The following is a 22,009-nucleotide window of genomic DNA, read 5'->3' as shown; positions in this document are numbered from 1 at the left end:
AAAATAAAAATTATATACATGAAAGAAGTATTCATCGTTTCCGCAGTAAGAACACCTATGGGGAGTTTTATGGGAAGCTTGTCAACAGTTCCGGCTACAAAACTGGGAGCAGCTGCTGTAAAAGGAGCATTAGATAAAATCGGTTTAGATCCTAATGCTGTTCAGGAAATTTATATGGGGAATGTTCTTCAGGCAGGAGAAGGCCAGGCGCCGGCTCGTCAGGTAGCTTTAGGAGCAGGTCTTTCAATCAATACACCTTCTACTACAGTTAATAAAGTATGTGCTTCAGGAATGAAGGCTGTGACAATGGCTGCTCAGGCGATCAAAGCTGGTGATGCAGAAGTAATTGTTGCAGGAGGTATGGAGAATATGTCTTTAGTTCCTCATTATTACAATGCAAGAGTGGCTACAAAATTAGGCGATATCAAAATGCTTGATGGAATGGTGCTTGACGGTCTTACAGACGTATACAACAAAGTACATATGGGAGTATGTGCAGAAAAATGTGCAGTAGATTATAATATCACAAGAGAAGATCAGGATAACTTCGCTGTAGAATCTTATAAAAGATCTGCTAAAGCTTGGAGCGAAGGGAAGTTCAGTGAAGAAATTGTACCGGTTTCTATTCCTCAGAGAAAAGGAGAGCCTGTAATCTTTGCTGAAGATGAAGAATACAAAGCAGTAAACTTCGACAGAATTTCAACCCTTCCTACCGTATTCAAAAAAGAAGAAGGTACAGTAACTGCAGCTAATGCATCTACTTTGAATGATGGTGCTTCTGCATTGATCCTTGTTTCAAAAGAAAAAATGGAAGAACTGGGATTGAAGCCTCTTGCAAAAATCGTTTCTTATGCTGATGCAGCGCATGAGCCTGAAAACTTTACAACGGCTCCGGCAAAAGCGTTACCTATCGCTCTTAAAAAAGCAGGATTAGAAGTTTCTGATATCGATTTCTTCGAATTCAATGAAGCTTTTTCAGTAGTGGGATTGGCCAACAACAAAATCTTAGGGTTAGATGCTGCTAAAGTAAACGTAAACGGTGGTGCTGTAGCACTGGGACATCCACTGGGAAGTTCTGGTTCAAGAATCATCGTTACTTTGATTAACGTATTGAAGCAAAATAATGCAAAATACGGTGCCGCAGCAATCTGCAACGGTGGTGGAGGTGCTTCCGCTATCGTGATTGAAAATATCTAATATTCTGTTTACGAATACATTACCATTAAGGAATTGATAATTTTTTTAAAAACTTATCCATTTCTTAATGGTTTTTCTATTTTTGTGCTACTAATATATATTTGAAATGTCTGAAACTGAGAATCGACAGCCTAAAAACATAAAGAATAATCCGAAGATTATGAAAGCCTGGGCTGTATATGACTGGGCAAACTCCGTGTATTCCCTGGTTATTACCTCTACTATTTTCCCTATTTATTACTCTATCCTTACCACAGCGTACGAGAAAAAGGAATATATAGCAGAAACCAAAACATGGATTGATGTTCCCGTAAGGCATACGATCAAAATTTTTGGAGAAGGATATCAGCCAGATGCTGTGTATGGATATTCACTTACCATATCATTCTTTATTGTAGTATTGTTGTCTCCATTTTTATCTTCATTAGCAGATACTATCGGAAACAAAAAGTCTTTCCTGCAGTTTTTCTGCTATCTGGGAGCAACATCATGTATGGGATTAGCCATGTTTACAGGGATGCACAACGTATTTCTGGGACTTCTCTTCAGTATTACGGCCAGTGTCGGCTTCTGGGGAAGTTTGGTGTTTTACAACTCCTTTCTTCCGGATATTGCCACACCGGACAGGCAGGATGCGCTTTCTGCAAGAGGATATGTCTACGGATATATTGGCTCTGTAGTTTTAGTTGTACTATGCTTAATTCTTATTCAGGTTTTTGCAAAAGGAGCGGCTCAGCAGTTATTATTTACAAGAATCAGTTTCCTGTTAACGGGAGCATGGTGGTTTGGGTTCTCTCAATATACATTCAAACACCTTCCTCAGTTTGGGGATGTGAAAGATAAGCTTCCTAAAGATCTTGTATTACTGAATTATAAGAATATCTTCAAGAAACATGAAGAACAGGGAGGTTTCTTTGAAGTATTTAAAGATAACCTTAGCTTCTATAAAGATATTGCAAAGGAAAGTTTCCATGAACTGTTTAAAGTAGGAGGGGAACTTTTCAAAGACAAAAATCTTAAATTCTTTCTGTCGAGTTTCTTCTTTTACAGTGTAGGAATGCAGACGATTTTCCTTATGGCAACCCTGTTTGGGAAAAGTGAGATCAACCTTGCTCAGGATAAACTGATCGGAACCCTTTTGGTAATCCAGATTGAAGCGATCATTGGAGCTGTTATTTTCTCAAGGTTATCTAAGAAAATCGGGAACAAAAACGTTATTTCAATTGCGATCATCCTATGGATCGTTGCTTGTCTTTGGGCTTATTTCCTGAACAAAGAAAATCCAACAGTAGAATACCAGTTTTATGGGGTAGCTGCAGTGGTAGGATTGGTGATGGGTGGCCTTCAGGCGATGTCCAGATCTACCTATTCAAAGCTGCTTCCTGAAAACTCGATGGAAAACACAACCTACTTCAGTTTCTATGACGTATTGGAGAAAATTGCGATTATCATTGGGACATTCATCTTTGCAACATTAATTGAGCATTTCAATAATATGCGTATCGCAGCATTATCAATGACCATATTCTTTGCGGCAGGATTAGTTTTAATCAGATTCCTGAAGGTCAAAATGAGAACCGACAGAGAAACTTTATAAAAATTAAAAGACGTTATTTTTAACGTCTTTTTTTTATTTTAACGAATAAAAAACATTCATTTAGTTATTTGGTTTAATTTATTTATAGGGTTGCTACAAATATTAGAATGTAGTAGCTATTTTTCACTGTATGTTGATTTTTTTTGTTTATTTGTGAAAATATAAATTATTAAATCATGAAAAAAATTCTATTAATTTATTTTTTGGGATGTTTTATTTTTGTTTTTTCTCAGAAATTAAAACCAATTTCTCAAAAAGTATCGGAATATCGTAATGGAAAAATAGACCTTAAAAGTTATGATCTGTTTGAGATCAATAAAAATCCTGATAAACTGGCTGAATACAAAAGGGCAGCAACAGATATTACTGTTATGTCTTTGAAGCCAGCAGAATTGAAAAGATTAATCAGAGAAAAACCTGATTTTCTTGAAATATCTTTTCCTTTTGACGGTGGGAAACAGATCACTGTTGAAATGTACAGACATCAGATCTTAACCAACGATTTTAAAGTTGTAACAGAAAAAGGAAAAGCAGTAGAGTATACTCCAGGCGTTTATTATCAGGGAATTGTAAAAGGAGATAATGCCTCTATTGTAGCTTTTAGCTTTTTTAATAACGATATCGTAGGAGTTGCTTCTACTCCCGAATTAGGAAATATAGTACTTGGAAAAGCTAAAAATTCTGAAGATTTTGTAAACTATTCAGATTCTAAGTTAACAGGCCCCAATCCATTTGCCTGTGAGATAGACGGACTAAAAGAAAATCAGACCCAAAGACCTGCTTTTAACCCTAACAATACCCATAATAAAAAAACGGATAATTGCGTAAGAATTTACTACGAAGCAGGCTTTGGTCCTTATACCCAAAATGGAAGCAATACGACTACCACCACCAATTGGGTGACTGCTATGCACAATAATGTTACAACATTGTACGCCAATGAGAATGTTAATGTAGCTTTAAGTGAAGTTTTTGTTTGGACAACCACCGATCCTTATGCAGGCTCACCAAGTGCAATTCTGAACCAGTTTAGAACCACCAGAACCACTTTTAATGGCGATTTGGCACAATTATTAAGAAATCCTGCTACAACAAGTATCGCATACGTAAATTCATTGTGTACCGATTACAGATATTCTTATTGTGGTATGAATTTTAATTATCAAAATGTACCCACTTATTCATGGAATATAGAAGCTATGACGCATGAGCTTGGGCATAATTTAGGTTCACCACATACTCACGCTTGTTTCTGGAACGGTAATAATACAGCTATTGACGGGTGCGGACCTGCTTCAGGAAATAACGAAGGATGTACTGCAGCTCTTCCTCCTGCAGGCGGTGGTACTATTATGAGTTACTGTCATTTGGTAAGCAGTGTAGGAATTAATTTTGCAAATGGCTTTGGGATACAGCCAGGAACACTGATCAAAAATACGGTAGATTCAAAAGGATGTCTAGGTACGAACTGCACAGCGTCTTGTCCTACATCCATCACAAATTTTAACATTAACAATATCACGCAGACTTCTGCAAATGCCACTTTTACAGATGCTGCTTCAACATCATGGAAATATAAACTGGCGACAGGTAGCGGAACGGCAGTATCTTCCGGAAATGCCAGTACACAATCTTTTAATTTTACAAACCTTCAACCGGCATCTTATTATAGACTAAGTGTAGGAACAGATTGCAGCGGGCCTAATGCCTTCCAGCTATCAAAGCTTTTTCTGACTGATGGAGCATGGTGTGATGGAACTCAGTTTTTAGATACAGGCGGTTCCACAGGTCAGTATGGAGATAATGAAGACCTTGTAAAAACATTTTATCCTACTCCCGGCTCATCTATGACAATGACATTTACAACATTCGATCTTGAACAGGGCTATGATTTTATGTATGTGTATAATGGCTCTTCTACAGCTTCACCATTATTCGCCAATGGAAATAATCTGAGTGGAAGCACAGTTCCCGGTCCTTTTACATCAACAGATCCTTCAGGTGCTATAACCGTAAGATTTGTTTCAGATGGAGGAGTTACAGGAAATGGCTGGAAGGTGAATTTCTCTTGCGGTGTCTTAGCAGTAGAAGATATCACCACCAAAAATAATTCAATAGATATTTATCCGAATCCTGCCAAAAATATGATAACCCTCTCTTCAAAAGAAAGATTAAAAGGGTATAAAATTTATGATGAAGCAGGAAGATTGGTCGCTTCTGATTCTTCCTTGAAAGGTAATAAACAGGAAATAAATCTTTCCTCAATTCAGACAGGAAACTATGTACTTACCGTAGAAACAGAGAAGCAGACAGTTAATAAGAAGCTCATCAAACAGTAATTTTTAAATATATCTTTGCAAAAGCCTGATAATATCAGGCTTTTTTATTATCTTTAATATAGAAAAAATTCGGCCTGAGTTTTGCTTATATTCAGCGGAATAATTTTTAACTTTGCAAAAAGATTTATTGTCAATATGACCAACCCTCTATTTTATGCAAAAATAATCCTGTTTGGAGAATATGGAATGATTGAAGATTCCCAGGGGCTTGTAGTACCTTACAGCTTCTACAAAGGAACTTTGAAATTTTCAGATCTGAGTTCTGAATTTGAACTTAATTCCAACAGACATCTGCAGAAATATTCTGAATATCTTACAGCACTTGATCTTTCTGACGATTTTAAGTTGGATATCGGGAGTTTCAAAAATGATATTTCTAACGGACTTTTCTTTGATTCCAATATTCCTCAGGGATACGGAGTTGGAAGTTCGGGAGCTTTGGTAGCAGCTATTTTTGAAAAATATTCAATCAGTAAGCTGAATCCAGAGAACATTTCAAAAAATAATCTTAAAAAATTAAAAGCTGTTTTCGGTGAAATGGAAAGTTATTTCCATGGGAAAAGTTCGGGAATGGATCCTTTGATCTGTTACATGAATCTTCCAATCCTTATCGAAAATAAAGAAAATTTAGACAGGGTAAATATTCCCGAAGGAGAAGAAGGAAAAGGGGCTATTTTCCTGATCGATTCCGGGATAACAGGGGAAACAGGTCCTATGATTCAGATTTTCTTTGAAAAAATGAAAACAGAAGGTTTCCGTAAAACCCTGAAAGAAGAATTTATCCGTTATAACAACGCATGTATTGAATCTTTCCTTAAAAAAGATATGAATCCTTTCTTTAGAAACCTGAAAAAACTTTCTCACTGGGCCTATGAACATTTCCGGCCTATGATTCCTGAAAGTATTTTTAATATCTGGAAAAAAGGTCTGGATTCTAACGCTTATTATCTTAAACTCTGCGGAAGCGGTGGAGGCGGCTACATCTTAGGATTTACCAAAGACTATGCAAAAGCAGAAAAAATGCTTGAAGGCTTCCAAAAAGAAGTGATTTACAGATTTTAAACAGGTTGGAATGAATTCTGAAAAAGAAACTTTCCAATCTAAAAATTATATATCAAAATCTTTACTGTACAGATTTTCACAATTTGTGGGCTTTCTGCTCGGAGCACGGTTTTTTGTAGCAGCTCTGCTGACATTTGCCCTCTATGTTTCCACTTTTTTCCTGTTTAATCAGGATGAATCTTTCAGAAAATTCGTCTTTGATTTCAAAGTACATGGTATTATTTTCTGTACCGTTCTTACTATTCTCGCCGGTGGCATCATCAATCAGTTCTATGATCTGGAGAAAGACCACGTCGTAAAACCTTTCAGAACCAGAGTTCAGAGTTTTATCAAGCAGAAATATTTTCTATACGCTTATCTCGCACTCAGTGCTATCTCTTTGGGAGTAGCCTGGATGATTTCCCATAATGTCTTTGTTTTTTTTGTGATTTATCAGTTCTTTATGTGGTTTTACAGCCACAAATTGAGCAGAATACTCATTGTAAACAACCTTACTTTCGTCAGTCTTACTTTGTATCCGTTCTTTGGAATGATGGTGTACTATGAAACCTTTTCAAAAAAGGTATTTCTGATGGCTGTTTTTCTTTTTCTTATTTTGCTGTGCATTGATATAGTGAAAGATACCCTTACCAGAAGTGTAGACAAAACGTTCGGATATACCACAATTCCTAATTATTTTAAAAGCAGAAATACAAAATTGATCCTGACTTCTTTACTCATGGTTACCATGGCAGTTTCTATGAAACTCATTACCAAAACCGGTGTTACAGGATTCATGGCCTATTATTTTGCCGGAGGGCTTTTTATCATGATAGTATGTATTTATCTTCTTATCAATGATTCCCGGAGAAGTAACTTCTTTACATTGAATATATTACGATTCTGGGTTTTCGTAGGAATTATTGCAATGCTTTTAAACGGAATAGAGCATAAATTATAAAAAAAATCTTTAAATAAACTGAGGTTATTATTACCTTTGCATAACTAAATTTAATAAATAGGAATGCCCATTTTTAATGATACTAAAGTTGCATTTGCAGACAAGTCTGATGCACAATTGAGAAAGGCTTACTGGATGTTTAAAATGATTGAACAGCCCGCTCTTACAAGCCTTGGAACTTCTGTTCTGAATTTTACAGTACACAACAATTTTCCTTTCGTTAACGGAATTGTAAAAAATACCTTATTTGAGCAATTCTGTGGCGGTGAAACCCGTGAAGAAAGTATGAAGGCTGTGAAACAGCTGTTTAAAAGAGGCGTTGGAAGTATTTTCGATTATTCTATTGAAGGTAAAGAAGATGAAGAAACTTTTGATGCGGTTTGCAAAGAAATTAAAGATATTGTTAGATTCTCTGTGGGAAATCCTGCCATTCCTTTTATTGTATTCAAACCTACTGCTTTCGGAAGAATTGATCTTTATGAAGCCGTTGGAAAAGGAGCGGAGCTTACTACCAGCCAGAAAGAAGAATGGGCAAGAGTGGTAAAAAGATTTGATGAAGTATGCAGTCTTTGTCACGAGAATGATAAAAAAGTAATGGTAGATGCTGAAGAAACCTGGATGCAGGATGCGGCAGACCATCTTTGTGAAGAAATGATGGAGAAATATAACCAGCAAAAACCTATCGTTTGGAATACCATCCAGATGTACAGAACAGGAAGACTGGAATATATGGAAGCCAATCTTCAAAGAGCAAGAGAGAAAAACTACTTCATCGGTTACAAAATTGTTCGTGGTGCTTATATGGAAAAAGAAAGAGCCAGAGCAGCAGAGAAAGGATATGCAGATCCTATCCAGCCAAGTAAAGATGCTTCAGATAAAAACTACAATGCAGGAATCGACTTTGTGATGAATCATCTGGATAAAGTTTCTGCCTTCTTTGGAACCCATAACGAAATCTCTTCAGAGCTGATTATGGATAAAATGAAAGCAAAATCTTTGGATACTGACAATCCACACGTTTATTTTGGGCAGCTTTACGGAATGAGTGATAATATTACGTTCTATTTGTCTGATAAAGGCTATAATGTGGCTAAATATCTTCCATATGGACCTGTAAAGGATGTTGTGCCATATCTTACAAGAAGAGCCAGAGAAAACACTTCTGTAGCCGGACAAACCGGAAGAGAGCTGGGACTTATCAAAAAAGAACTGGAAAGAAGAAAGAAATAACAATATTGTTCTTACTATACCTAACAGGCCTGCAGATTTGCGGGCCTTTTTATTGCAATCAACTTCAATACAGAAGCTCCATTATTTCTGAAGAAGCAGACTTTAGATTGTAAAATGAAATTAACAATAATCAACGCAATTATTATTTACACTAATTATATGTTAAAATAATACGATTTTTATTGTTGATTTAACTTTAAATATTTATATTTGATAGAGCCATAAAAAACCAATGTATGAAAATATTTTCATTTACCCTTTAGGATACTGCCTGTGACAGAATTTTTCCAAATACATAGACACCTTAACACTCTTATAAATAGCCGAAATTATAAAAAGCATATTATGGGATAGATGGTCATCATGAGATAAAAATTTCATCAGCTGGATATCCTATTCAATTTTAAAAAACAAAATAAAGCAATAGCTTTAGTTTTCTTCTTCAAATATTTTTTAACCTGATCATTTTCTTTGATCAGGTTTTTTATTTTTTAAGGCTCAAAACTTTCAAATTTTCCGTTTTCATAGAACAAAACAATACGCTTTATCTTATGAGTCTGATTACCAATTATTTGCCCTAACAGTTGATCTCCTGGATTTTCTAATCGCTGAGAATCTGATATTTTTTCAGGAGCTTTATCTTGGGCCGGTATAAACGATTCTCCTGGGCTTGATTTTGGAGATTCCATTTCAGTTTCAGCACTCCCGAATTCATCATCATCGTTCATCATGGTAAACAAGTCGGGGAGAGGCGTTGTTTTTATTTTTTCCTCTTCAGTATATTCCTCAGGAATTTCCGTTTCAGGCAGCTGGGATTTCAGCATCTCTCCTTCACCGGTAACCAGCCAATCCCACAGAAGCTCCGGGAAACGGGATTTTATTTTTATGATAAATTCAAGAGACGGTTTGTTTCTTCCTGATGTGATATGCGAAATGGATGAACGCTGTACATCAATCTCATCAGCAAACTCAGAAGGAGTAAGATTGGAATACTCTATAATTTTGGAAATTCTTTCATTTAAACTCATAAAAATAAGCCTTTAATTATTTTACAAATGTAACTCATATAATTTACAAATGCAAAACACAAATGTAAATAATTGAAATAACTTCCAATATACATTTGTAACATAATAGTAATGTATTTTAATCCAGTCTATTACAAATAAGTTACAATTGTATTTAATGATTATATTAATCTATTATAGAACTTATCAAGATTCATTCAGGTTACAATAAAGGGCTGCTATTTATAGTTTATAAATGTAAATTCATACGTTTTTAGAGGGTATTTTGTCCCTTAAATCTCTTGATATTTACTATTTACATTATTAATCAACCTAAATCTTTTTCCAGGGATATGATTACGGATAAATGCCTGTATTAAGCGATATAATAGATATTTTATAGATACTACAAGTGTAAATTACTAATGTAAACACCCTGTTTTCAATCAATATAGCTCTTGATTAAGGAGAAGTAGTATTTCTATTAAACAACTATTTTTATCGCCAGCTAAATTGTTTCAAAAAACCATAGATTGATTAAAATTAAGAAGAGAATTTTGATTTTAAGGCCTTTTACATTTGTATAATATGATAAGCAACAAAGTTTTCCACAATTTTCATGTTTGATAAAATAACCCTCAAATGGCCAAAAACAGCCTTTTCTACACTTCAAGTATTCTTATAAATACAGTTTAGATGGATTACATAAAGTATTGACTTTTAGTATTTTAAATACATTGTATTAAATTATTCGCAATCCACAATTTTATCAACAGACAATATGTCATCTGCTACTGTTTAATAATGTTACAATTGTTAAATTATTTTTAAGCCAGAATGCTACCAAGGTTTAAACTTTGTAAATTCTTTTTAAACCCTGAAACAAATGTAAATCATTGTATTTTGACAATATTCACAAATGTTAATTTAAGTTTTTGCCTAAAAATGGCTAAATTTGTTTTTTGTAAACTATTCCCGAAATGAATTTTGAACAGATCTATTCTCAAACCTCCGATTTCTCAAATCGCTATATTTCCCCTGAAAAATTATTTTCTTACCTACAGACCAATCTCAGCGATTATATTCAGGAGATCGGAACATCCTATTTAGATAAGCCTATTTACCAGCTAACTATAGGAACCGGAAAGATTCAGGTATTGGCCTGGTCACAAATGCACGGAAACGAATCCAATGCGACTCATGCTATGCTTGACCTTTTAGTAAGTCTTGATAAAGCTCCCGAAATGAAAGAGGATTTGTTCAGTAAAATACAACTTGATTTTATATTCATGCTGAATCCGGACGGATCTGAAAGATGGACGAGACTGAATGCTGCCGATATTGATCTGAACAGAGATTTTCATAATGAAGCCAGTAAAGAGATTAAGTTTCTGAAAAATGCAGCAGCTTCAAAGAAATATAATTATGCATTAAACCTTCATGAGCAGAGAACGATCTTTACTACTGACGGTATTCATCCTGCTACGCTTTCCTTTTTGGCTCCTTCCGAAAATGTAGAACGTACGGTTACTGAAAACAGAAAAAAATGTATGGCAGTGATCGGAAATATATATAACCATTTGAAGGAAATGATCCCGAACCAGATCGGAAGATATTCTGACGAATTTTATCCTACTTCCACAGGAGATAATTTTATCAAAGCCGGAATGCCTACTATCTTATTTGAAGGTGGACACTTTATAGATGATTACACCAGAAAAGGAACGAGAAAATATTATACTATTGCTCTTTATTATGCATTGAAGGCAATAAGCGAACTGAATTCTGATATTACAGGTTGGGAAACTTACCTTGAAATTCCTGAAAATCAGGAAACCCATTATGATATTATTTATAGAAATGTAAAACTAAACACAGAACACGTCTGTATTCTGGATATAGCGGTTCAATACAGGGAGATCAAAGAAGAAGGGAAGGATGATATCTCTTTTATTCCTTTTGTGATGGAGGCCGGAGATGTAAAGAAAAGAAAAGGCTGGCTGGAAATAGACTGTACCGGAAAGAAATTTATTTCTGCGGCTAAATATCCGAAACTGGATTCCGTGGTGGATTTTAAAATTGAAGATTAAAAAATCGGCTGTCCCGCAGGACAGCCGATTTTGCTTTTTTGATATTCAATAGGAATGGGCTTTAACCCATTTTAGTTTCATAAATATTCATCCGGCTTTAGCCAAACTAAACCTTAGAAATTTTTAGAATTAAGATTTTTATTCAATGATTAAAGCTTAGTTCACAACTTTAATTCCATTGGCTACAAACCTGATCTCTTCTTTTGGCTGTGTAATTGCATCAATTTCAGCTTGTGGCTTCTTAGCATCTTCTGCATAATGTTTCTGCTCGTTCACAGAAGTTACTTTTCTTTCTGCATTACCTTCCAATACTACATTTTTACCTTTTAAAGCGGTAGGTACAAAGAAAGCATAGTCTTTCATTTTTACAAAAAACTTAGAATTGTCCTCCGTCTGAATCGTAAGCCAGCATCCTTTTTTATCACAAACATCAGTTACTTTTCCCTTAACAGCTACATTTTCAACTTTTTTGTTGTCTTTTTTAAGCTGTTTATTCAGATTATCTACTGTGATTGCTTTAGATTCGGCAGATGAAGTTACCTGGCCTCCATAAGTATCACCTACCAAAGCTTTTCCTGCCGGTGGACCGGATTCCTGTGCAAATGCTAAAGTAGAAACACTTACAGCGGCTGCAAATAATATAGCTTTAAATTTCATTTTTAATATTTTTCCCAAAAATACTAATTAATATTGAATCATAACCGATTTAAAAATGATAAAAAACAACTGTTTCAAGGATTTTTCAATAAAATTCAAAATGAAAGACAGATTTGATTATATTTGACCCCTATACTTGACTATGCAAAAAAAACTGAAACTATGGGACGCCATTATGCTGGTGATGGGTTCTATGATTGGAAGCGGGATCTTTATTGTAAGTGCTGATATGACGCGAAACCTGGGATCAGGTTTTTGGCTGATTGTGGTATGGGTTATCACAGGAGTGATGACCGTGGCAGCGGCAATAAGCTATGGAGAGCTTTCTGCACTGTTTCCGAAAGCCGGCGGACAATATACCTACCTGAAAGAGATTTTCGGTAAAAGGATGGGATTCCTTTATGGCTGGGGATTGTTTACCGTAATACAAACCGGAACGATTGCTGCCGTAGCAATGGCTTTTGGTAAATTTACAGCCTATCTGATCCCTTCACTTAATGATGCTGCCCCAATTTTTCAAAGTGGTGAATTCAAAATCACCTGGATACAGATTCTGGCGATTGCAGTTATTGTTTTGCTTACTTATATCAATACCAGAGGGGTAGAGAGTGGTAAAATCCTTCAGAACATCTTTACAGGTTCCAAAATCATTGCATTATTGGGCTTGATAGCTGCCGGTTTTATATTGGTAGATATTTCTCACCTATCAGAAAATTTCAGCTGGGGAACAAATTCTTTTAGTAATCTTAAAAAAGATTTGAGTGGTAATTTCATTAAAGAAGGCTGGGAACCAATTGGAGGAATGACTTTGCTGGGAGGAATTGCCGCCGCAATGGTAGGTTCTGTTTTCAGCTCTGTTGCCTGGGAAAGTGTAACTTTTGTTTCCGGTGAGATTGAAAACCCTAAAAAGAACGTTGTAAAGTCGATGATTTATGGGACTTCTGCTGTAATGATTCTTTATATTGCAGTAAACTATGTATACTTAAATGCATTAGACAGAGACGGAATTGCATTTGCGGCCAACGACAGGGTGGCGGTAGCGGCTTCACAGAATATTTTTGGAAGTGCAGGAACTATCATCATTGCTTTATTGGTAATGATCTCTACATTTGGATGTAATAACGGATTGATTCTGGCAGGAGCGAGAGTTTTTCAGACCATGGCAAAAGACGGAATGTTTTTTAAGTCAGCGGTAAGAAATAATAAAAATGAAGTTCCGGAAAATGCTTTATGGATGCAGGGAGTCTGGGCTTCTATTTTGTGTCTGAGCGGACAGTACGGGAATTTATTGGATATGATCTCTTTCGTGATTGTTCTGTTCTATATGATTACGGTTTTTGGAGTTATTTACTTAAGAATGAAACAGCCAGACTTGGAAAGACCTTATAAAACATGGCTTTATCCGGTGACCCCTGTTATTTATCTTATCATAGGAACATGTTTCTGTATTTTACTGTTAATTTACAAACAGCAATATACGTGGCCGGGCTTTGTATTGGTATTGCTGGGACTTCCGGTATATTATTTTATCAATCGAAAAAAGGCGGATGCTTAAATAAAATAAATATATTATAGATTAAGGGCTTTCAATTCAGTTTGAAGGCCCTTCTTTTGAATAATATTTTAATGTATTGTAACAATTATTTGGTGAAAATGCGTACTTTGGTATTCCGTTTTTAAATAAGCGGAACCATGAAGTAAAAACTATAAGTTATGGATACACCAAATTACAGAATGCCTTTCGTACCGTCTACTTTAATGACCGAAGGCGGAAGTATCGATACCTGCGATATGGGAGAAAGTATTGCTCACAATATTATGCTGCTGATCACCACCAAAAAAGGGGAGAACAGATATGATGAAAACTATGGAAACGATGTTTGGAATCTTGAATTCGATAACGGAGTAACAAGCGCCATCTGGGAAAACGTTTTTGTGAAAAGCTTAAGAAGACAAATCCAGGAATATGAACCAAGAATTGTAAGCCCGCAGATCGATGCCCATATACAATTTGTAGAGCACAGCTACGATACTAAAGAACACACCGAAATTAAAAAGAAAGTAAGAATTGCCATCAATGCAAAAATGGAGGAAACAGGAGAACGTTTCAGTTTTTCAACCGAATTGTTTCTAAGCCCGATGTCTATTGATTAATATTTTTAACAGCGAAAGAAAATTATGAATTTAGATCAGAATATTTATTCCAAAGAATCTGTAAAAGCAAGAATGCTTCAGAATGCAACTAAAGTTTGGGGACTCAGAAGCCCGCAGTCTTTAGATCCTTTTGTAAAACTGTTGATAGATGCATTCAGTACAGAAGTTTTTAAAGCGAATAATGAAATACAGACGGTGAATGCCCGTATATTGGAAAAGCTTGCAAAACTGCTGACACCGTCCATCTATACACATCCTATCCCGGCGCATTCCGTGGCTTTTACACAGCCTTATGATTCATCGGAAGTTTTATTGGAACATACGGAGTTTTTCTTCCGTAAACAGATGACTTCCACAGTAAAGTCAGAATCCGATAAACAGCTGAATATCCCTTTTACTCCGGTAGGAAATGTAAGAATCAATAAAGTTCATACCTCTATCATGTTTGTAGGAAATACCTGCTATAGCATAGATGACAGATTTAATAAAATTCCTATTGCAAGGTTCCAGGGAAGACCCGAAGATTATAGAAAAATCACAATAGGAGTAGATGTCAGCAAGTATATCAGTGAAAGTTTTCCTAAATATCTAAGTATATTCTGTTCCAATCCGGCTTTTGAACACCTTGATTTTGTCTATAAATTATTGCCGTACATTTCAGTGTCCAGCAATGGAAACCCTTTATTCGTAAGAGAAGGATTAAGCTATCTTGCAGAAAGCCAGACTGACGGTTACGAACAGATGTTCAAAGAGCAGTCCATTAGAAATAAGGTGATTGACGATATTAAAAGCATTTACCGCCATAAATTTATTGAAGTAACAGGAATTTCCCGAAGCTTGTTCTCAGAACCCGGACAACTTCCTCAGAATCTTGATTTCTTAGAAGGAAAGGAAGAAATTACAAAGTTTCTGGATAATAAAAGTTTCTTGTGGCTTACCTTTGAATTTCCACCGCAGTTTTCAGCAGAAATCCTTGATAACTTCTCGTTTGTACTGAATGCTTTCCCAATCTACAACAGAGGATGGAAAAAAACAGAATACAGTCTTGATATCATGGGAAATAATATTCCTCTGGTAACCGATGAAGGAGAACATTTCCTTTATGTAGATGAGGTACAGGACGGTGACGGAAGAAAGTACACCGAAATCCCTTTTACACCGGCAGATGATCTTAAAAAAGGTTTATATACCGTAAGAAAAGGAGGAATGGAACGCTTCACAAGCAGAAATGCAGTTGACATGATTGCTAATGTTCTTGAATTGACAAGAGACGAAATTGCAGCATTTTCCCTTTTGAACAGAGACAACGTAAAAGGAGTTCTCAGTGAAATGTCTGATAAAATGAAAACCATGGTGCAGAAAGTAAACAATGCCAAAAGGAATATCAGACAGGAACTGAATTATGTTATCATGGAACCGGTAGAAAAAACCGACCATACCTATGCTTCTTTCTGGGTTACCCATTGTACTTTGGCCAATCATATGCGCCCGGGAACAGAACTTTCCAATCAGTTGAAATCACAAACTGTTGTATTGCTTAGCGAAACGTTAGGTGGTGCCGAAGAACAGAAAGGAACAGACAGTATTCAGGCCTATAAATATGCACTTACAACAAGAGATAAAATTATTTCTTTGGAAGATGTCAAAAACTATTGCCGCATGATTCTGAAAGACGAGGTAAGAGAAGTGAGAGTAAGAAGAGGAACCATGATCAGCAATAAACCCAAAGAAGGTTTTGTAAGAACTGTTGAGGTAGAAATTATTCCGCAGAACTATTCTTTCTATGGAAGAGCTTATTGGGAGAATATGGCCAATATTATCAGAAATCAGATCATCGCCAAAGCCATTGACGGGATTGAATATGTAGTAAGAATAAACAATGAAGATGTCGATTTTCAGGATATGTAACCTTTAAATAAAATTAAAATCAGTTTAAAATATAAATGCCGTAGTTGATACGGCATTTCTTATTTCATTAAATTGAAAGATCTGCGGGATCAGCCAAATCAGCGTGAGGCACAATATTCAATAAAAGCGGGCTTTAGCCCGTTTAACAAAAAAATATATTCATCCGGCTTTAGCCAAAACCTGTATGACCACCCTGTAACATTACTTTACAAACCTCTATGAATTTATGAAATTTTTATACTTTTTATATTCAAAAAAAGTCTATAAAATTTCGTATTTTTGCACGTTGTGATTTTCAGGCAAAATCATCCCGAATTATGAGCAAATCAACAGAATATATAGAAGTTTACGGAGCACGTGAACACAACCTTAAAAATATTAATGTTAAAATTCCACGCAACGAATTGGTCGTTATTACAGGCCTTTCCGGGAGTGGAAAATCCTCATTGGCTTTTGACACCATTTTTGCAGAAGGCCAGCGCCGTTATATCGAAACATTCTCTGCCTACGCACGTCAGTTTCTGGGTGGATTGGAACGTCCTGATGTAGATAAAATTGAAGGACTTTCACCCGTTATCGCCATCGAGCAGAAAACAACCAATAAAAACCCTCGTTCTACCGTAGGAACTGTAACCGAGCTGTACGATTTTCTTCGTCTTTTGTATGCAAGAGTTTCGGATGCGTACTCTTTGTCTACCGGGCAAAAGCTGGTAAGCTATACGGAAGATCAGATTCTGGAAACCATCAAAGAAAACTATAAAAAAGAGAAAATTATGCTTTTGGCGCCGGTAGTGCGTTCCAGAAAAGGGCACTATCATGAACTTTTTGTACAGATGGCTAAAAAAGGCTACGGACAGGCAAGAATTGATGGTGAATTGCAGGATATTGAATACGATTTAAAGCTTGACCGTTATAAAACCCACGATATTGATATTGTTATCGACCGTTGGATTATAGGGGAGAGTGCCTCAGAAGGCAGAATGGAAAAATCATTGCGTACCGCGATGGAAATGGGAGAAGGAATTATCGGAATTCAGAAATTGGGAAGTAAAGACATTGAATACTTTTCCAAAAACCTGATGGATGCGGAAACGGGACATTCTTTGGCTTTGCCGGAACCGAATACTTTCTCATTCAACTCTCCGAAAGGAAGCTGCCCGAACTGTAAAGGATTGGGAACAATTAAAAAGATCAATACCGATTATTTTATTGATAATCCAAAACTATCAATCAATCAGGGAGGATTATTACCATTGGAAGATATCAAATCAAACAAATGGATTCTTTCACAGATCAAAAATATTCTTGAGATTTTCGGACTAGGATTAACAACACCTTTGCAGGATATACCTGAAGAAGCACTGGATTACATCTATAACGGATGTCATAAAGAATTTAATAAAGATCTTAAATACGCGGGAATTACCAAGAAGATTAAGATTGGTTTTGACGGGCTGATTGCTTTCATGGAGGAAATGATTGATGAAAGAGAATCTTATGAAGCTATTTTGCTGGAAAGACACTTCACTACAGAAGAAACATGTCCGGAATGTCATGGGACACGTCTTCAGCCTTCAAGTTTAAGTTTTAAAATTGACGGAAAGAATATTGCTGAGGTTAATGGTTTAAGTTTAGCAGATTTAAAAGATTGGTTAGCTGATGTTAAAGATAAATTCTCAGAAAAAAATAAAATCATTGCTCACGAGATTTTAAAAGAGATCGAAACCAGACTTCAGTTTTTGCTGGATGTAGGGTTGGATTATTTAAGCTTGAGCAGAAGTTCAAAAACCCTTTCGGGAGGAGAATCACAGAGAATCCGTCTGGCAACACAGATCGGATCTCAATTGGTGAATGTCTTATATATTCTTGATGAACCAAGTATCGGGCTTCACCAGAGAGATAATGAAAGATTGATTCATTCCCTGAAAAACCTTAGAGACATCGGGAACTCTGTATTGGTGGTAGAACACGATAAAGACATGATTCTTGAAGCCGATGAGGTATTGGATATTGGCCCAAGAGCCGGAAAATTCGGTGGAGAAATTCTTTGGCAGGGAAAACCAAAAGATTTGTTGAAAGCAGATACCATCACTGCTCAATATATCAATGGTAAAAGAAAAATTGCAATTCCTGAAGAAAGAAGAGCGGGAAGCGGTAAGAATATTGTTTTAAAAGGAGCTACAGGAAACAACCTTAAAAATGTAACCCTGGATGTTCCTCTTGGAAAACTGGTAGTAGTAACCGGAATCTCAGGAAGTGGAAAATCTTCTTTGATTAATGGTACTTTATATCCAATCCTTAACAAACATTTCTACAGAGCAGTTCAGGAACCTTTACCTTACAAAAAGATTGAAGGGCTGGAGAATATTGATAAAATTGTAGATGTAGACCAAACTCCAATCGGAAGAACACCACGTTCTAATCCTGCTACCTATACCGGAATGTTTACCGATATCAGAAACCTTTTTGCTGAGCTTCCGGAAAGTAAAATCCGTGGGTATAAGCCGGGAAGATTTTCTTTCAATGTAAAAGGCGGAAGATGCGAAACCTGTCAGGGTGGAGGATTGAAAGTGATCGAAATGAATTTCCTTCCGGATGTATACGTTCATTGTGAAACCTGTAACGGAAAACGTTTCAACAGAGAAACCCTTGAAGTTCGTTACAAGGGAAAATCAATCTCTGATGTTTTGGATATGACTATTGATGAAGCGGTAGATTTCTTCCAACCGATTCCTAAGATTTTTGCAAAAGTAAAAACGTTACAGGATGTAGGATTAGGGTATATTACCCTGGGACAGCAATCAACAACTCTTTCAGGAGGTGAAGCCCAGCGTATCAAGTTAGCAACCGAACTGTCAAAAAGACAAACCGGAAATACCCTTTATATTCTTGATGAACCAACGACAGGACTACATTTTGAAGACGTAAAAATCCTGATGGATGCTATCAACCAATTGGTAGAACTTGGAAACTCGTTCATTATTATTGAACATAATATGGATGTAATCAAATTAGCAGACCATATTATTGATGTGGGACCAGAAGGAGGTAAGTACGGTGGACAGATTGTTGCACAGGGAACTCCAGAGGAAATTGTGAAGTCTAAGAAGAGCTTGACAGGGAAGTTTTTGAAGAGGGAACTGGAGTAAATATTTATAAAAATTATACAGTATGTCATTCCGAAGGAATCTAAATAGTTTCCGTTGCAATGTTGAAATACTTTTAAAATAAAATTCCTATAATATTGGCTAAACTCATCGGGTTTAGCCTTTTTCATGCTTAAAATCGTCTCCCAATATTAAATTTTCAATTATTTTTAAAATTTATTGCACTGAAAATCAATTAATTAAATCACAATGTTAACTCAATGTTAACTGAATGTAAAATTAATATGAATTATTTTTAATAACTTTGGGTAAGAGATACAAAAAAAGGTTAGTATAATATTTAAAACCAATTAGTTATGAAAAATAGAATTCAAATATTGTTTGCTTCACTTTTCGTTTGTGGATTTGCTGCCGTTTTGAACACTGCCAAAGCCCAAACTACCAATCATAATACCATTGAACCTATTCAGCTGAATAGAAGTGAGACTTTTACAGATATAAGAAATAAACTGGAAGCTAATTTTGACCTTACCAATCCTGATTACAAGCAGGGAACAGTAAACTCAGTAGTGAAATTTGATATTGCAAAAAATGGTAAAATTGTAAATGTTCACTCCACAGGAGACTGCAAAACCGTAAGCAAAGAAATTGAAACAGTATTAAGTGATCTTGATTATAAAGTAGATCGCAATAAACTGACTGAAAATATGGTTGCTTACACTTATGTAATGCCCGTGACAGTAGAGATTCACAGCAGATAGTATTTACAGCATATTATTCAAAAAAGTGTGAATAATGAAAACTTATCAGATTAAGTTGTAATAAACAATACACAGCAAGGTTTTAATTTTGGGCTACCATAAAATTAGAACTATATGAAAAATTTAAAGAAACTGACGAAGTCAGATTTGAAGTCAGTGTACGGAGGAGAACCTAAAAAATACTGTACGTTTTGCGAATGGGCAAATAAAGTAATTTGCAGTGATGTTCCAATCGTGCAGTGTCCATAAAAAAATAAAGCCGCTTTTATAAGCGGCTTTTCTATTATTTTGTACTTTGAACAAATTCTGTTAATCTTGCTTTAAGATCTTTAGAATTCCCTATCTTATCAAAAGTAACATTATCTATTCTCCATCCTTTCTCTGTATTGATCAGATGTACGGTATCCATCCAGGTTTCTTTAGGAATAGAGGAATTGTATTCAAACGCTATCAGTACTTCAGCAGTTTTATCCTGTATCTTGACAGATTTGATTTTATAACCTGTAAACCCTTCATAAAGACTGGAAAAAATAGCCCCTTCAAAGATTAATGGCTTTTCATCAGGATGATCACTCTTTTTTACCTTTTCAATATCCGCTTTTGATGCATGTATTGCCTCGTCTAAAACTTTTTTTAAACCCGGGGAAAACAAACTATCCGGAATCGGTTGATTATAAATAGCTTCATTGGATTTGCCATACTGAGTATAAAACTCATTTACTTTCTCATGAATAACTGTATCTTGGGATAAAGCAGACTGAACTTCATTCTTTTTACAGGATACAAGGAATAGGAAAATTCCTAAAAAGAGAAATAATTTTTTCATTTGATATAATTTTTTGCGGTATTTATCAGAATCCCAGGCTCAAAATGTATACCAAAATCTGTCAATAAAATATTTTTTAAGAATCACAAAAATCAATACATTTGAGTAGATAAAAAAATTGTGGATCCTATTCTTAACGTTGCTGTCCGTTCCCTCTGCGTTTACCTGTTCATGGTAATTGCTATCCGTTTATTTGGTAAAAATCAGCTTTCCCAGCTCAATGCGGGAGATGTTGTGTTATTGCTGTTGATTTCAAATGCTGTCCAGAATGCGATGGTAGGTCCTGATACCTCTCTTCAGGGAGGAATTATTGCGGCATTGGTTTTGTTTGTTGCTAATTTTATTTTAAAGAGGATCATGTTTTCCAGCCGTTCCTTTCAGACCTTTATGGAAGATGAGCCGGTAATTCTTATCAGAGATGGAATTGCTAATCTGGCAGCCCTGAATCGTGTGAAAATTACAGAAAGTGAACTGGAAGAAGCTATAAGGGAACATGGGATTGAAAACATACAGAATGTAAAACTTTCCGTTTTGGAAGTTGATGGCAACATCAGTGTTGTTTCTGAAGATGAAAAGAGCAAGCAGACCCATTATTCAAGGATTAAAAGAAAAATGAAAAGAAAATACCATTAAATACGATGAATTACGAATTACGAGAAATGCTTCCCAGTGACGAACCCCGTGTGCTTGAAATTTTCCGGCAAGGAGTAGATGGTGGAATCGCTACTTTAGAAACAGAAGTTCCTACAGCTGAAGCCTGGAGTATGGAATATTTCAATGACTGCCGCTGGGTGCTGGAAAATGAAAATAATGATGTGGTAGGATGGTGCGCTTTGAAGCCAGTGAGCAAAAGAGAGTCTTTTAAAGGAGTTGCAGAAGTAAGCATTTATTTTGATAACGAATACCAGGGCAAGGGATTGGGTTCCGTGTTGCTTAAAAAGATAATTTTGGATAGCGAAGACCACGGATTCTGGACATTACAAACCAATATCTTCTCCGAAAATGAGATGGCCGTCAAGTCTCATCAGAAAAACGGGTTCAGGGTGGTAGGAGTCCGAAAAAAAATCGGAAAGCTCAACGGCGAGTGGAAAGATCTTGTTTTGATGGAAAAAAGAAGCGAAATCATTTAGAGAA

General features: G+C 35.9%; 18 protein-coding genes. 15 read left to right on the top strand and 3 right to left on the bottom strand.

Annotated features, from left to right (window positions below; genetic code table 11):
- Window positions 1-18: 18 nt before the first annotated feature.
- From KYG33_RS04790 to KYG33_RS04765, 6 genes are all read left to right on the top strand, one after another.
- Window positions 19-1,197, top strand: coding sequence for an acetyl-CoA C-acyltransferase (locus KYG33_RS04790; RefSeq protein WP_077416993.1), 1,179 nt, complete (start codon window positions 19-21; stop codon window positions 1,195-1,197).
- Between the two features lie 106 nt (window positions 1,198-1,303).
- Window positions 1,304-2,794 carry an MFS transporter gene (locus tag KYG33_RS04785; protein ID WP_077416995.1) on the top strand — a complete coding sequence of 497 codons (1,491 nt, stop codon included), beginning with the start codon at window positions 1,304-1,306 and terminating at the stop codon, window positions 2,792-2,794.
- Between the two features lie 176 nt (window positions 2,795-2,970).
- A complete protein-coding gene (locus tag KYG33_RS04780) occupies window positions 2,971-5,133 on the top strand; it encodes a M12 family metallo-peptidase (protein WP_257468927.1) in 2,163 nt (720 codons plus the stop codon).
- Window positions 5,134-5,268: 135 nt separating this feature from the next.
- Complete coding sequence (locus KYG33_RS04775; protein WP_047385257.1) at window positions 5,269-6,195, top strand: mevalonate kinase; 927 nt, start codon at window positions 5,269-5,271, stop codon at window positions 6,193-6,195.
- Between the two features lie 10 nt (window positions 6,196-6,205).
- Entirely contained in the window at window positions 6,206-7,135 is a 930-nt protein-coding gene (locus KYG33_RS04770) for a UbiA family prenyltransferase (RefSeq protein ID WP_219072775.1), read from the top strand.
- 63 nt (window positions 7,136-7,198) lie between these two features.
- Window positions 7,199-8,365 (top strand): proline dehydrogenase family protein, encoded by a 1,167-nt coding sequence (locus tag KYG33_RS04765; RefSeq protein ID WP_077417002.1) that lies wholly within the window; start codon window positions 7,199-7,201, stop codon window positions 8,363-8,365.
- Window positions 8,366-8,856: 491 nt separating this feature from the next.
- Here the strand turns inward: KYG33_RS04765 and KYG33_RS04760 are convergent, their stop codons facing one another.
- On the bottom strand, window positions 8,857-9,393 hold the full coding sequence (locus KYG33_RS04760) for a helix-turn-helix transcriptional regulator (protein WP_180563854.1): 537 nt from the start codon (window positions 9,391-9,393) through the stop codon (window positions 8,857-8,859).
- A gap of 959 nt (window positions 9,394-10,352) precedes the next feature.
- Here KYG33_RS04760 and KYG33_RS04755 point away from each other — a divergent pair.
- Window positions 10,353-11,462, top strand: coding sequence for a M14 family zinc carboxypeptidase (locus KYG33_RS04755; RefSeq protein ID WP_219072774.1), 1,110 nt, complete (start codon window positions 10,353-10,355; stop codon window positions 11,460-11,462).
- Window positions 11,463-11,618: 156 nt separating this feature from the next.
- Here the strand turns inward: KYG33_RS04755 and KYG33_RS04750 are convergent, their stop codons facing one another.
- A complete protein-coding gene (locus tag KYG33_RS04750; RefSeq protein ID WP_077417008.1) occupies window positions 11,619-12,119 on the bottom strand; it encodes a DUF4920 domain-containing protein in 501 nt (166 codons plus the stop codon).
- Window positions 12,120-12,261: 142 nt separating this feature from the next.
- Between KYG33_RS04750 and KYG33_RS04745 the strand changes: the two genes are divergently transcribed.
- From KYG33_RS04745 to KYG33_RS22610, 6 genes are all read left to right on the top strand, one after another.
- Entirely contained in the window at window positions 12,262-13,674 is a 1,413-nt protein-coding gene (locus tag KYG33_RS04745) for an APC family permease (RefSeq protein ID WP_219072773.1), read from the top strand.
- Window positions 13,675-13,832: 158 nt separating this feature from the next.
- Window positions 13,833-14,273, top strand: coding sequence for a GPW/gp25 family protein (locus KYG33_RS04740; protein ID WP_047374475.1), 441 nt, complete (start codon window positions 13,833-13,835; stop codon window positions 14,271-14,273).
- Between the two features lie 24 nt (window positions 14,274-14,297).
- Window positions 14,298-16,181 carry a type VI secretion system baseplate subunit TssF gene (locus tag KYG33_RS04735; RefSeq protein ID WP_077417012.1) on the top strand — a complete coding sequence of 628 codons (1,884 nt, stop codon included), beginning with the start codon at window positions 14,298-14,300 and terminating at the stop codon, window positions 16,179-16,181.
- 317 nt (window positions 16,182-16,498) lie between these two features.
- Complete coding sequence (gene uvrA / locus KYG33_RS04730) at window positions 16,499-19,330, top strand: excinuclease ABC subunit UvrA (RefSeq protein ID WP_219072772.1); 2,832 nt, start codon at window positions 16,499-16,501, stop codon at window positions 19,328-19,330.
- A 314-nt stretch (window positions 19,331-19,644) separates the two neighbouring features.
- Window positions 19,645-20,049 carry a hypothetical protein gene (locus KYG33_RS04725; protein ID WP_077417016.1) on the top strand — a complete coding sequence of 135 codons (405 nt, stop codon included), beginning with the start codon at window positions 19,645-19,647 and terminating at the stop codon, window positions 20,047-20,049.
- Window positions 20,050-20,163: 114 nt separating this feature from the next.
- Window positions 20,164-20,298: a bacteriocin-like protein gene (locus tag KYG33_RS22610; RefSeq protein ID WP_077417018.1), complete on the top strand. Its 135-nt coding sequence runs from the start codon at window positions 20,164-20,166 to the stop codon at window positions 20,296-20,298.
- Window positions 20,299-20,332: 34 nt separating this feature from the next.
- Here the strand turns inward: KYG33_RS22610 and KYG33_RS04720 are convergent, their stop codons facing one another.
- Complete coding sequence (locus KYG33_RS04720) at window positions 20,333-20,875, bottom strand: DUF3828 domain-containing protein (protein ID WP_077417020.1); 543 nt, start codon at window positions 20,873-20,875, stop codon at window positions 20,333-20,335.
- A gap of 120 nt (window positions 20,876-20,995) precedes the next feature.
- Between KYG33_RS04720 and KYG33_RS04715 the strand changes: the two genes are divergently transcribed.
- Both KYG33_RS04715 and KYG33_RS04710 read left to right on the top strand, forming a co-directional pair.
- Entirely contained in the window at window positions 20,996-21,508 is a 513-nt protein-coding gene (locus tag KYG33_RS04715) for a DUF421 domain-containing protein (RefSeq protein WP_077417022.1), read from the top strand.
- A 5-nt stretch (window positions 21,509-21,513) separates the two neighbouring features.
- Entirely contained in the window at window positions 21,514-22,005 is a 492-nt protein-coding gene (locus KYG33_RS04710) for a GNAT family N-acetyltransferase (protein ID WP_077417023.1), read from the top strand.
- Window positions 22,006-22,009 lie beyond the last annotated feature (4 nt).

This window comes from Chryseobacterium sp. D764, from assembly GCF_019317325.1.
Taxonomy (GTDB): Bacteria; Bacteroidota; Bacteroidia; order Flavobacteriales; family Weeksellaceae; genus Chryseobacterium.
This window is presented reverse-complemented; position numbering and strand designations above follow the sequence as displayed.

What these genes read in the sequence shown, in the direction of transcription:
- KYG33_RS04790 (WP_077416993.1), top strand. Translation starts at nt 19, where the DNA reads ATGAAAGAAGTATTCATCGTTTCCGCAGTAAGAACACCTATGGGGAGT.
- KYG33_RS04785 (WP_077416995.1), top strand. Translation starts at nt 1,304, where the DNA reads ATGTCTGAAACTGAGAATCGACAGCCTAAAAACATAAAGAATAATCCG.
- KYG33_RS04780 (WP_257468927.1), top strand. Translation starts at nt 2,971, where the DNA reads ATGAAAAAAATTCTATTAATTTATTTTTTGGGATGTTTTATTTTTGTT.
- KYG33_RS04775 (WP_047385257.1), top strand. Translation starts at nt 5,269, where the DNA reads ATGACCAACCCTCTATTTTATGCAAAAATAATCCTGTTTGGAGAATAT.
- KYG33_RS04770 (WP_219072775.1), top strand. Translation starts at nt 6,206, where the DNA reads ATGAATTCTGAAAAAGAAACTTTCCAATCTAAAAATTATATATCAAAA.
- KYG33_RS04765 (WP_077417002.1), top strand. Translation starts at nt 7,199, where the DNA reads ATGCCCATTTTTAATGATACTAAAGTTGCATTTGCAGACAAGTCTGAT.
- KYG33_RS04760 (WP_180563854.1), bottom strand. Translation starts at nt 9,393, where the DNA reads ATGAGTTTAAATGAAAGAATTTCCAAAATTATAGAGTATTCCAATCTT.
- KYG33_RS04755 (WP_219072774.1), top strand. Translation starts at nt 10,353, where the DNA reads ATGAATTTTGAACAGATCTATTCTCAAACCTCCGATTTCTCAAATCGC.
- KYG33_RS04750 (WP_077417008.1), bottom strand. Translation starts at nt 12,119, where the DNA reads ATGAAATTTAAAGCTATATTATTTGCAGCCGCTGTAAGTGTTTCTACT.
- KYG33_RS04745 (WP_219072773.1), top strand. Translation starts at nt 12,262, where the DNA reads ATGCAAAAAAAACTGAAACTATGGGACGCCATTATGCTGGTGATGGGT.
- KYG33_RS04740 (WP_047374475.1), top strand. Translation starts at nt 13,833, where the DNA reads ATGGATACACCAAATTACAGAATGCCTTTCGTACCGTCTACTTTAATG.
- KYG33_RS04735 (WP_077417012.1), top strand. Translation starts at nt 14,298, where the DNA reads ATGAATTTAGATCAGAATATTTATTCCAAAGAATCTGTAAAAGCAAGA.
- uvrA (WP_219072772.1), top strand. Translation starts at nt 16,499, where the DNA reads ATGAGCAAATCAACAGAATATATAGAAGTTTACGGAGCACGTGAACAC.
- KYG33_RS04725 (WP_077417016.1), top strand. Translation starts at nt 19,645, where the DNA reads ATGAAAAATAGAATTCAAATATTGTTTGCTTCACTTTTCGTTTGTGGA.
- KYG33_RS22610 (WP_077417018.1), top strand. Translation starts at nt 20,164, where the DNA reads ATGAAAAATTTAAAGAAACTGACGAAGTCAGATTTGAAGTCAGTGTAC.
- KYG33_RS04720 (WP_077417020.1), bottom strand. Translation starts at nt 20,875, where the DNA reads ATGAAAAAATTATTTCTCTTTTTAGGAATTTTCCTATTCCTTGTATCC.
- KYG33_RS04710 (WP_077417023.1), top strand. Translation starts at nt 21,514, where the DNA reads ATGAATTACGAATTACGAGAAATGCTTCCCAGTGACGAACCCCGTGTG.